General features: G+C 37.2%; 10 protein-coding genes. 3 read left to right on the top strand and 7 right to left on the bottom strand.

The features are described 5' to 3' along the window. Positions 1–78 precede the first annotated feature (78 nt). Entirely contained in the window at positions 79–1,209 is a 1,131-nt protein-coding gene (locus IPZ59_RS18905; RefSeq protein ID WP_236137599.1) for a PQQ-dependent sugar dehydrogenase, read from the bottom strand. 145 nt (positions 1,210–1,354) lie between these two features. Between IPZ59_RS18905 and IPZ59_RS18900 the strand changes: the two genes are divergently transcribed. Both IPZ59_RS18900 and IPZ59_RS18895 read left to right on the top strand, forming a co-directional pair. After that, entirely contained in the window at positions 1,355–3,277 is a 1,923-nt protein-coding gene (locus tag IPZ59_RS18900) for an ABC-F family ATP-binding cassette domain-containing protein (RefSeq protein WP_236137598.1), read from the top strand. Between the two features lie 193 nt (positions 3,278–3,470). Continuing rightward, a complete protein-coding gene (locus IPZ59_RS18895) occupies positions 3,471–4,733 on the top strand; it encodes a type IX secretion system plug protein (RefSeq protein WP_236137597.1) in 1,263 nt (420 codons plus the stop codon). 34 nt (positions 4,734–4,767) lie between these two features. Here IPZ59_RS18895 and cas6 read toward each other — a convergent pair whose 3' ends face one another. From cas6 to IPZ59_RS18870, 5 genes are all read right to left on the bottom strand, one after another. Then, positions 4,768–5,637, bottom strand: a complete 870-nt coding sequence (gene cas6 / locus IPZ59_RS18890; RefSeq protein ID WP_236137596.1) for a CRISPR-associated endoribonuclease Cas6 — start codon at positions 5,635–5,637, stop codon at positions 4,768–4,770. 101 nt (positions 5,638–5,738) lie between these two features. Then, on the bottom strand, positions 5,739–6,836 hold the full coding sequence (gene ychF / locus IPZ59_RS18885) for a redox-regulated ATPase YchF (RefSeq protein ID WP_236137595.1): 1,098 nt from the start codon (positions 6,834–6,836) through the stop codon (positions 5,739–5,741). 11 nt (positions 6,837–6,847) lie between these two features. Further along, on the bottom strand, positions 6,848–7,930 hold the full coding sequence (locus IPZ59_RS18880; protein WP_236137594.1) for an AI-2E family transporter: 1,083 nt from the start codon (positions 7,928–7,930) through the stop codon (positions 6,848–6,850). A gap of 117 nt (positions 7,931–8,047) precedes the next feature. Next, complete coding sequence (locus IPZ59_RS18875) at positions 8,048–8,377, bottom strand: DUF3276 family protein (RefSeq protein ID WP_236137593.1); 330 nt, start codon at positions 8,375–8,377, stop codon at positions 8,048–8,050. Positions 8,378–8,564: 187 nt separating this feature from the next. Further along, positions 8,565–8,912: a 4Fe-4S binding protein gene (locus IPZ59_RS18870; RefSeq protein WP_236137592.1), complete on the bottom strand. Its 348-nt coding sequence runs from the start codon at positions 8,910–8,912 to the stop codon at positions 8,565–8,567. A 140-nt stretch (positions 8,913–9,052) separates the two neighbouring features. Between IPZ59_RS18870 and IPZ59_RS18865 the strand changes: the two genes are divergently transcribed. After that, on the top strand, positions 9,053–10,078 hold the full coding sequence (locus tag IPZ59_RS18865) for an aldehyde dehydrogenase family protein (RefSeq protein ID WP_317208024.1): 1,026 nt from the start codon (positions 9,053–9,055) through the stop codon (positions 10,076–10,078). Here IPZ59_RS18865 and IPZ59_RS18860 read toward each other — a convergent pair. Next, positions 10,069–11,826, bottom strand: a complete 1,758-nt coding sequence (locus IPZ59_RS18860; RefSeq protein ID WP_236137591.1) for a sensor histidine kinase — start codon at positions 11,824–11,826, stop codon at positions 10,069–10,071. The genes IPZ59_RS18865 and IPZ59_RS18860 overlap by 10 nt on opposite strands. Positions 11,827–11,831: the final 5 nt, after the last annotated feature.

The following is an 11,831-nucleotide window of genomic DNA, read 5'->3' as shown; positions in this document are numbered from 1 at the left end:
GTTCCAATAGTGTATAGGAGATAAACTGAAATTCACTAAAAAAGGTAGCACAGAAATGGCTACCTTTTTTAATGGTCTTTATCCTTTGTATCGAATCCTATACACACAATTGGCCATATCATCAGAGACTAACATACTACCATCTGGAAGTTGGAGCACGTCTACGGGACGACCCCACACCTCTTGTGTATCTTCATTGAGCCAACCTTCTGCAAAAACATCTTCTCTAATAACTTTTTGATTATCGTCTAGTAGGACGCTTACTACATTGTATCCGATTTTTCTACTTCTATTCCAAGAGCCGTGCTTTGCTATGAAAATGGAATTTTTGTATGTTGAAGGGAATTGGTTACCCGTATAAAAGCGCATTCCTAAAGGAGCTGTATGAGGACCAAGCTTGGCTGCAGGAGCTGTGTAAGCTGATTGACCCTTTCCCTTAGAACCAAATTCAGGGTCTTTTATATCCCCCGCATGCCAGTATGGATAGCCATAGTGCATCCCTTTCATAGGGGCATGATTCAGTTCACAGTCAGGAATATCATCCCCCATCATGTCTCTTCCATTGTCCGTAAACCATAGATCTTTGGTTACTGGGTGCCATGCAAACCCTACAGTATTTCGGACACCATGAGCATAAATTTCCGGTGTATTTGGGTTATTTACATCAATTCGTGTGATACTCGCAAAAATTTCTTCTGATTCACAAATGTTGCAGGGAGCACCAACAGGAACATACAACATGCCATCAGGTCCAAATGCAATGAACTTCCATCCATGATGAGCTTTGTCTGGATATTTATCATAAACAACTTCAAACGAAGGATTGTCTAGATTTTTTGCAATGTCTTTAAAGCGCAGGATACGGCTTACTTCTGCAACATAGAGGTTACCATCTTTGAAGGCTACACCATTGGGCATTCTCAGTCCACTGGCAAGTGTATATTTTTTATCGGCCTTTCCATCTCCATTGGTGTCTTTTAAGGCATACACATTTTTTCCTTGCCTATTTCCCACGAAGATAAGGCTACCATCCTCATTGGATGCAAGCGAACGAGCATCTGGGATATTATCCGCCCATACTTCTATCGTGAAGCCTTTAGGTAGTCGAATTGTTTCGAGCTGGATTTCAGGAGCAGATTTTTTTTGAGCATCGCAGCCTAAAGAAAAGAACAGTGCGAAACCTGTGAAAACTAAGGGTGTAAATCTCATGTTTATCTTTGAATATGGATGTAATTTGATTGTAATATATCAAATTAAGTACTCTTTGGCTAGATGAATTGTTTTATTGGGATCCATCTTTGTATTATCATTCGATTTCTAGTCCATTCTTGGTTTGTTTCCTTATTTTTGCACCATGTTATCGATTAATAATCTCTCTTATTTTATTGGCGGAAGGGCACTGTACGAGAATGCTTCTCTTCATATTCGCCCTAAAGACAAAATTGGTTTAGTAGGTATGAATGGTACTGGGAAGTCTACCCTGCTAAAGATCATTCATGGTGACTATTTACCAAGTTCGGGGGAGGTTCAGAAAGCAAAAGATTGTACCATTGGGTTTTTGAATCAGGATTTACTATCGTATCAATCTGAAGATAGTATTTTGGATGTGGCATTGGAGGCTTTCAAGGATACTTTGGCGCTTCAAGCAGAAATCGATCAAGTCCTCAAGCAAATGGAGACAGATTATTCGGATGAAATCATCCATAAACTGGCTACTTTACAAGATAGATTTGAAGCGAATGAAGGGTACACGATCAAAGCAAAAGCGGAAGAAGTGTTGGAAGGTATCGGATTCCAAACAGCGGATCTCAAACGCCCTTTAAAAACCTTTTCTGGTGGCTGGAGAATGAGAGTGATGTTAGCCAAGCTTCTTTTAGAGAAACCCTCTTTACTCATGTTGGATGAACCAACCAACCACTTAGATCTTCCTTCTATCCAGTGGGTTGAAAACTATTTGAAGTCCTATGAGGGAGCAGTTGTTGTAGTGTCTCACGATCAGGAATTTTTAGATAATTGCGTTTCTGTAATTGTGGAGGTAGCAAATGGCACACTGACAAGCTACTCAGGCAATTACTCCTTCTTCCAAGAAGAGAAAAAGGAGCGGATGGAAATTCAACAAAATGCTTATGAAAATCAGCAACAAATGATCAAGCAGACGGAGCGATTTATTGAGCGTTTTCGGGCAAAAGCCACCAAATCAAATCAGGTACAGTCTCGAGTCAAGGCACTCGATCGCTTGGAACGTGTAAATGAAGTAGTGGACGATAACATATCGGTAAATTTTAAATTTAAGTTTTCCCAAAAGTCTGGAAGAGACTTGGTGGTTTTGGAACAAGTATCCAAAGCCTACGGAGACTTGGTGATTCTAGAAGATTCAACTGCACGAATTGAGCGAGGAGATAAAATTGCTTTGATTGGTGCCAATGGAAAGGGTAAGTCTACATTACTCCGCATAATTGATGGGACAGAACCTATAAAAGGCAAGCGTGAACACGGATTCAATGTCATCAAGTCATTTTATGCACAGCATCAGCTGGAGGCCTTGAATGTAGATAATGAGATACTTCAAGAAATGCAGCAAGCAGGAAGTGGTAAGTTAGATACTGAGTTACGAAATGTTTTAGGTTGTTTTCTTTTCACTAACGAAGATGTGTTTAAAAAAATCAAAGTTTTATCTGGAGGCGAAAAGTCACGAGTAGCTTTGGCAAAAACATTGATTTCTGAGGCGAATTTTTTATTGCTTGATGAGCCAACCAACCATTTGGATATGCAGTCCGTTAATATTCTGATACAGGCTTTGCAGCAATATGAAGGTACCTTTATTACGGTATCCCATGATCGCCACTTTATTCGTGGAGTAGCCAATAAAATTTGGTATATAGAGGACCACCAAATAAAAGAGTACTTGGGTACTTATGAAGAGTTTGTGTATTGGAAGTCTCAGCAAGAGGAGAAAACAGTACTGAAAACAGAAGTAAAACTGGTTTCCAAACGAAAAGAAATTAATCCGTCTGATGAGCATCTTTGGAAAAAAGAGCTAAAGAAAAAGGAACAGGAACTGGCTCAAATAGAAGAACAGGTGATGTCTCTAGAGCTGGAAAAAGGGGAAAAGGAGGCAGCGATGGCGTTACCCGAAAATTATGAGTCTGTCGAAAAAATGGCTAAACTCAATCAAAGCTATGAGTTGTTAAAATCAAAAGAGCAACAATTAAACAATATTTGGGAGGATTTGATAGGGGCTATTGGTGATTTGCAAGAAAAGTTGACAGGTAAATAATTTTATGCCATTAGAGCCTGGCAATTACTCTTTTGAGGATGCTTGAATGTGTACAGTACTGTAAAAACTGCATTTACTTGTAGATTTTGATGAACCTTCCTGTCATATCATGACAGTGGATGCTGAGTACATTTTGGCTTCTTCCAAAATGTAGTTTTACTAAATGAAGTAATTAATACAAATAATGAGAATCATGAGGGTAATTTTGATTATTATTTTTTTAGTTATTTTTCAGCCTCTTTTAGGGCAGACAGTTTATGAGGATAAAGTTTTTGATGAGAATATTTTGTCCGCCAGGCTTTTTCCACGAGCAGGTGATTTTTCTGCACAGTTCAATACCCCAGTTGTGGAATTGAATAGCGGTGTTCAACTACAGCTGAGTTTTGATGACTTAGCCTACGATCCTGATTTGTATTCAGTGAAACTTATTCACTGTACAATGGATTGGTCTCCATCAGACTTAAAAGAGCCAGAATATCTAAATCAATTCAATGAGTTTAATGTGTTGGATTATAGTTATTCTATTGATACGCGCATTCCCTACATACATTACAACTTTATTGTTCCTCCAGTCTCCAAATCAGGAAACTATGTACTTGTTATGTATCGTGGTCGAGATATCAATCAAACCGTACTCACGAAGCGCTTTATGGTCTATCAGAAAACGTTAGGTGTTGCGGGAAGGGTAGTGCCTCCGAGTCAAAATGAAAATAGGAGGGAAGTACAGCAAATCAATGTATCGGTAAATTATAGAGCTAGAGAGCTATTTGATCCCTTGAACAATTTACGTGTGGTTATCCGTCAAAATCAGCAATGGGAGAATAATCGGATTTTGAATAAACCTACCATGTTAAGGGAAGATACGAGGATGATTGAATACAATCTTTTTGATGGCTCTAACGTCTTTTGGGGTGGCAATGAGTTTCGCTTTATTGATCTGCGATTTGTTCGTGCAAGAGGGATAAATGTACGGTCTATACGCATGGAATCTGATATAGTATATGCGGAATCCGGAGTTGATGGTGTACGAAAAAATACTGTATACAATGAATACTTAGATGTCAATGGGCAGTTTGCAATCATGAACTTGGAGCGAAGAAATTACGATCTGGAAAGCGAGTATATGATGACCACATTTAGTCTGTCGGCAGAAGGTGTCACAGATACCCCTTACATCATTGGGGCATTTACCCAATGGGGCAAGGATCCTGCTGCAAAAATGGAATTGAATAAGCGCAGTAATACTTACGAGGCTACACTTTTGATGAAGCAAGGGTGGTACGACTATATGTATGGATACAAGACATCGAGTGGGTTTGATACACGGTCCTTAGAGGGAAGTTTTTTTGAAGCAGAGAACGAATATGAGATTTTTGTATATTATCGAGATATGGGTTCAAGATATGATGAACTCATCGGGTACTTTAATCTAAACCCGAATAAGCGAAGATTTTAACAAAAAAAACCGGCTATAAGGCCGGTTTTTTTATTTACAATTCTTCTGAACCTTCCTCCAATTCTGAAGGTTTTTGTCTTTCATTTGGTTTGTATGGGACGAATCCCTCTCTCTTAAATTTGTAAGGAGTTGTGCGCTGGGTAGTACCATGATTGGCTAAATCCAACATGCCAAAACCTTTATGGGTGAAAGCTCCCAAACCACATTTGAAGACAAAATCCTGTACTTCTGGAGCAGCATACAAAGTAAATGGAAGCGTATAGCCTCTTACTTCATATTTGACATCCATATCATACACCGAGTAGATTCTAGCAAATTTCTTTTGCTGCTCTCTTAGCTTATTTACATAATTCATGTCTGGTACTACTTGGAACTTGTAGAAAGACTCCATCTGTTCTTGAGTGTACCATCCTGATCTTTCCATACGAGTTAAGGTAGATTCATACAACAGATCCGAAAATTCATCGGTATCTGGATTAATGAATCGCTTACCTGACTCATCATTGAAGGCAGGGGTTAGTAACACCAAAGGCGAGATACAAACAAATTTGTTTGAAGTCTCCAACTCAGGTTCTGATTCCAGTTCAGTGTACTCAGGGGAAAGAATGAGATTTCCTAATTCAATTTTAGGAGTTTCAAACACTTGTTCAAGAAGGTATTCCATGAATTTTTCATTGGGTGATGAAAGCACAAGGGTGACTAAACTTGAATAGTAATGAAGTCCACTTCTACTGACTTTGGTTTGACCTTTCAAACCAGAGAAGTTGAAGTAATTGTAATTGAAAAACTCTTCGTTGCCTCCTTTGACAATGAGACCTTTGAGGAACTGTGCCAGTATGTACTGGTGGTGAAAGGGTAAATAAGCTCCTTTGTTTTTTAAAGAAAATATTAATCTTATTCTCACGGGTAACAAAAATATTAATTAAACAATAATTAAGATGTTATTAAGTAACGAATTTAATATACATAGGTTGCGTCAAATTTAGCAATTTTTTTTTCTAATTATCACACATTGAACCTAAAATGCATAATATCGCCATCCTTAACGATATATTCTTTTCCTTCAATGGCTATTTTGCCATTTTCGCGACATGCTGCTTCAGTTTTAAACTTTTCGTAGTCTCCAAGCTTGATCACTTCAGCTTTGATAAACCCTCTTTCAAAATCTGTATGAATTACACCAGCTGCTTGTGGGGCTTTCCAACCTTTTTTAATCGTCCAAGCTCTTACTTCTTGTACCCCTGCTGTAAAATAGGTAATCAAATCCAGTAGGGTGTATGCTCCTTGAATCAGTTTATTCAGTCCACTTTCATCTAATCCATATTCAGAAAGAAAAAGCTCCTTTTCTTCGAGATCATCAAATTCAGCTATTTGTGATTCGATTGCTGCACACAGGACAATCACCTCTGCGTTTTCCTCTTTCACCTTTTCTCTTAATTGGTCCACAAAAGCGTTACCTGTTAGAATACTTTTTTCATCCACATTTGCTACATACAATACAGGTTTGATAGTCAAAAGATGTAAGTCTCTTACTGCTTCCAAATCTTCTTTTTCGACTTGAACTGCTCGGGCATTTTTCCCACTGGTTAATTCGCTTTTAAACAATTGGAGGGTTTCCAATTCCTTTTTTGCTTTGGCATCACCGGACTTAGCTATTTTTTCTAAGCGCGCAATTTTCTTGTCTACAGATTCAATGTCTTTTAATTGTAATTCTGTATCGATGACTTCTTTGTCAAAAATAGGATCTACACCTCCTGCTACGTGTACGATATTATCGTCGTCAAAACATCTGACTACATGTATAACAGCATCGACCTCCCTTATATTGGCAAGAAACTTATTTCCCAATCCTTCACCTTTGGAAGCTCCCTTCACTAATCCTGCTATATCTACAAATTCAATGACTGTAGGAACTACCCGGTTGGGATTAACCAAAGACTCCAGGGTTTTTAATCGTTGATCTGGAACTGAAACTACTCCCACATTTGGTTCTATGGTACAAAATGGAAAATTTGCTGCTTCTGCTTTTGCACTGGATAATGCATTGAAAAGGGTTGATTTGCCCACATTAGGCAGCCCTACAATACCGCACTGTAATGCCATTGTTCGTTATTTTACAATTTGAAAATTTTGTACTCTCTGTACCCCAACAGAAATTCCAAAAAGGAAACTCTGAAGATAGTGTAAACAGGGATTGCAAAAATCATCCCGAGGACACCGGCGATTTTTGCTCCGGCAAAGATAATAACAAATATTTCAAGCGGATGAGCTTTTACAGATTTCGAAAAAATTAATGGTTGCAATAACACGTTGTCTGTCAATTGTACCAGAGAAAAGACGGAAAGTATCTTCACTATCATAAACACAATCTCATTACTTTCTGCAAAAGTTCCTGTCGAGAGTCCTACTAACACTCCAAAAGTTGAACCAAGGATAGGACCTGCATAGGGAATTAAGTTGGCTACAGCAGCAAAAAGTGCTATGGTCAATGCATACTCTATTCCCATCAAGCTCAATCCAATGGAAGCAATGGAGAAAATGGTTGTAATCTGTATAAGTAAACCTACCAAATAGTTTGATAGTAAGCGTTCTACTTTACTAAACACAGCCACAGATAATTCAAAATAGGCATTTGGAATAAGGTTGATGATGTTTCTTCTCAATAAACCATTTTCCAATAGCAAGAAAAATGTTATAAATAAGACTGCCATCAAGGCAATTAAAAAGGAACTAGTGGTATTCAGGATACTATTTATGAGGCCTTGAAAGTTGATGGCTTTAAAACTGTTGACCATAGTTTCTCTGACTTGAGTAATCAAAAAACCGGGCTCTCCTTTGATAATTTGGTATTTTAATAAAATGTCTTCGACTCTCCCAACAGGATTTTGAATTTGTTCATATATATAATCTAAGTCATAGGAGGAAATGATTTCTATCTGATTGCCTATTAGTGGTAAAAACAAAAGACTCATTAAGAAAATTAAGAAGCCTATAGCTGAAAAAGACATGAAAATCGCAAACCAACGGGGAATATTTTGACCAAATAACTGGAAGGAATTCAAGCGATTGGTCAGAGGGCGAAGAATAGCAGCTAATACAATTGAAAAAATAAAGTAAAGGGTAATGTTTGAAAAATACCACCCCAACACAAAAACTAAAACCAATAGAAGGCTAAGAATGAGGATCGGCTTTTTCATAAAGGTTAATAAAAAAAGAGAAAGAGGTTAGATTCACAATTAAACTCTAGATTACAAAATCTAGGCCTATCTTACAAATTTAAACTCGTTCTCTTCTAATTTATGATGTTGGAATGATTAATCCCACTTCAATTCATCGTCAAATGCCGTTTCGGATTCTTCATTTTCAAATTGAGAAAAATCAAAATCAGGCATTAATTCATTTTTTACATGGTCCACTGCTTCCTGAAGTGCTTCAACAAATTTGCCAAAGTCTTCTTTGTATAAGAAAATCTTATGCTTCTCAAATGTAAAAGAATCCTGATTATTTCTCCTTTTGCTTTCCGTGATTGTTAAATAATAATCATTGGACCTGGTAGATTTCACATCGAAAAAGTAAGTCCTTTTTCCTGCTTTCACCCTTTTAGAGAAAATTTCATCTCGCTCATTACCTCTGTTATCTTCCACTGTATGAAGTATTTTGTTGTAGTTTTACTTAAATTAGGTGCCAAGATAAATCAAATAAAAAAAAAACTTCAAGAAGTTTTCAATAATTTTTCAAACAAATGAGAGAAAATCTTGTTACTCAGCGTCTAAAACAGTGGATGAGATTGTTGAAAACATAAAAATAAGGGCCTTTTGAGCCCTTTTATTATTACTCTCCGTGCATTTTAATTTTTTTGGCGAGCAGATCTTCTTCTGTTTCTCTATGTTCAGGATCATCTACGCAACAATCTACCGGACAAACAGCCGCGCATTGTGGTTCTTCGTGAAATCCAGTACATTCAGTACACTTGTCTGTAACGATGTAATAAAATTCATCCGATACAGGATCTTGTTTCTCATGAGCATCCATAACAGTTCCATCCGGAAGAGTAACTTCTTTAAGATTCGTACCTCCAGCCCATGTCCATTCAATGCCTCCTTCGTAAATTGCAGTATTGGGGCACTCAGGTTCGCATGCACCGCAATTGATGCATTCGTCGGTTATCATTATAGCCATGTCATTCTCAAATTTATAATTCTAAAACAAAAGTAAGAAGCATAGGTTCAAACTTGCAAAAAAAACTTGTCATGCTAAGTAATTTAAATTCGTTCTATCCAATCTTCCCAAGTTGAATTGATATCTTTGCCCGAGATTTTATGGCAAATATGAATGTAGAGAAAAAAATAGAGGCTTTCAGTGCATTGGGTCATTTGATTCGAAACTTTATCAATACTCCTTCATTTGATAATTTGGCTCAACAGATTCAAAATGGGAATAATTGGTTTACACCAGTTCAGGTGCGAAATGCTTTTCAAGAAATAGGCGCATACCTGACTTCAGAGCAGTTACATGAATGGATGAGCGGTTATGATATTCCACTTACTGTTGCTAGGAAAAAAGTTGGGATATTGATGGCGGGTAATGTGCCAGCTGTAGGGTTTCACGACTTACTTTCAGTGGTTATGGTTGGGCATGATGCCTATGTGAAGCTTAGTACTGCCGATGCAGTATCTATTCGTTGGATAGTGAATGAGCTCAAAGAAATTGCTCCTGAATTAGCAGCTACCATCCATTTTCAAGATCGATTGAATGGTATGGATGCATATTTAGCTACAGGCAGTGATAATTCGTCCCGATATTTTGATTACTATTTTGGAAAATACCCACACATCATACGAAAAAACCGAACTTCCATTGCAGTATTGGATGGAAATGAAAATCAAGAAGACTTCAAAGAACTAGGTCAAGATATTTTTCAATATTATGGTTTGGGCTGTAGAAATGTATCTAAACTATTTGTTCCTTCGGTGGACCTGCTTCAATCCATGCTTGATGGTTTGCAGTTTTTTGAAGGTGTAGGGGATCATCACAAATATTTCAATAATTACGAGTATAATAAATCGATTTTACTGGTGAATAAAGAACCCCATTTAGACAATGGGTTTTTATTGGTTCGGGAAAGCCCTGAACTTGTTTCCCCAATTAGCATGATCTATTATGAGATCTACACGAATCAAGAGAATTTACACGCAAGAATTGATGATTTAGCTGCCAAAATTCAGGTGGTGGTAAGTAAGAATGGTTGGTTTCCAGGCAGCATTCCTTTTGGAAAAGCTCAATGCCCAACACTTCAGGATTATGCAGATCAAATAGATACTGTAGATTTTCTTCTTCAACTTTGATGAGCAGGGCCTTCTTTAGGGAGTTCAAAATAAAATGAGCTCCCTTTGTTTAATTCACTTTTGATAAGCAATTGTCCACCATTCTTGGTGATATAGTCTTTGACAAGGAGTATTCCTAAACCAGTTCCGCTTTCGTTGTTTTTACCTAAGGTGGTAAATGATTCCCCAGAATTTAATTTTTTAAGATTTTCGTCACTGATGCCTAAACCTGTATCAAGTATTTCTATGCTTACTTTGTCGTACTTATCATCCATAATTATCCTAACCTGATCTCCAAGCCCTGAGAATTTTACAGCATTACTTACGAGGTTTCTCAGGACTAGATCAATCATGTTACGATCTCCGTATACTTTGATTTGATTTTTTTTGTTGACTTTTAAGTTAACTCCCTTTTCCTTTGCCCGATTGATAAAAAGCTCGTAGGTTTGATCGATCAATTTTGATATATCAAATGATCGTTTTTCTACAAATTCGCCTTTCATTTGTGCGCTTGTCCAAGCCAATAAATTTTCCATCAGTATCGATACCGACTCTACATTTTTAGCGATATCCGGTAAGATTTCAAAAAATTCATCTTTAGTCACAATACCTTTATTCGTTAGCTTGATCAATTCATTGAGTCCATGAATGGGGCCTTTAAGATCATGAGAGATAATTGAAAATAGTTTATCCTTCAATTTGTTGAGATTATTCAGTTCATCTGCTTGTTTTTCGATTTGAAGCTGATTGTTTTTTAATTCAGTGATATCGTCCACAAAAAGCAAAACGCCTGTATGGACCCCCTTTTGGTTTAGGATTGGTGTAAATTGAACAGAAAGGTGAGCGGAAGTTTTTTCAATAAAAGTCTCAATGGTCGTTTTTTCTTTTGTTTTTATTTTTGATACCAAATCAGGGAATTGCTCTAAGACAATGCCACAATCTATCCCGATTAAGCCTTTTGGTGGTAGGTGGAGTAACTTTCTCCCAGCAGCATTAATGTCAATCATCCTATTGATTGGATCAAACACTACAATTCCTTTTTCGATAACCGAAAGGGTCTTGTCCCGAGCGATTGGTTTTATTTCGAATAAGTCAAATTTGAGTAAGCCAAAACCCACGATTATGTAGACTGATAAAAATGCATAAGGCGTCAAGTCAATATGGTCAAATGGTCGAAAACCTAATAAATATATAAAATTGATCAACCAAGGCAAGATACCCGCTGCTATCAAAAGATTGATTTGTTTTCTATAAATATTGTTTGCGTTCTTGAAGCTTTGGAACAATAAATAGTTGCCTAAAAAAAGCGAAATATAGAATACAATTGTATGCACATAGTACCAAGGCCCAACCGTAATGGCTAAAAGGGGGAAAGGGCCCGATCGGTCTACAGATGTACTTTGGTAATGTAACTGATGAAAATCATTGGTGATGACCATCAAGTAGGTAAGAACTGGGAATAAGAAAATCAGCAATAAATATTTTTTTCTTAACCAGCGTTCTTTGTTAGTGTAATTTATACAAAACCAAAGCCATGTTGCTGGGGCAAAAGAAATTCCAATGTATTCTATTCGAATCCAAAATAACATATCAGAAAGTTCTTTGCTAGCTAATTCAAATCCATAAGCTATTGACCAAAGAGATACGAGCAACATGGTGATCGCAAATAAGCGTATAGAGGTGTCAAGTCTCCTTATAATTGCTAAAGAGATAACCAGGACGATAATGCCACTGATAAAAATAACTACGGAAAATATATTGATTTCCAAAGGAT

The organism is Mongoliitalea daihaiensis (genome assembly GCF_021596945.1).
GTDB lineage: Bacteria > Bacteroidota > Bacteroidia > Cytophagales > Cyclobacteriaceae > Mongoliitalea > Mongoliitalea daihaiensis.
Note: the sequence above shows the minus strand (reverse complement) of the source record. Positions and strands in the feature narration are given on the sequence as shown.

Bases quoted from the DNA above. Each gene is read 5' to 3' on its own strand.
- IPZ59_RS18905 (WP_236137599.1), bottom strand. From the start codon at position 1,209: ATGAGATTTACACCCTTAGTTTTCACAGGTTTCGCACTGTTCTTTTCT.
- IPZ59_RS18900 (WP_236137598.1), top strand. From the start codon at position 1,355: ATGTTATCGATTAATAATCTCTCTTATTTTATTGGCGGAAGGGCACTG.
- IPZ59_RS18895 (WP_236137597.1), top strand. From the start codon at position 3,471: ATGAGGGTAATTTTGATTATTATTTTTTTAGTTATTTTTCAGCCTCTT.
- ychF (WP_236137595.1), bottom strand. From the start codon at position 6,836: ATGGCATTACAGTGCGGTATTGTAGGGCTGCCTAATGTGGGCAAATCA.
- IPZ59_RS18880 (WP_236137594.1), bottom strand. From the start codon at position 7,930: ATGAAAAAGCCGATCCTCATTCTTAGCCTTCTATTGGTTTTAGTTTTT.
- IPZ59_RS18870 (WP_236137592.1), bottom strand. From the start codon at position 8,912: ATGGCTATAATGATAACCGACGAATGCATCAATTGCGGTGCATGCGAA.
- IPZ59_RS18865 (WP_317208024.1), top strand. From the start codon at position 9,053: ATGGCAAATATGAATGTAGAGAAAAAAATAGAGGCTTTCAGTGCATTG.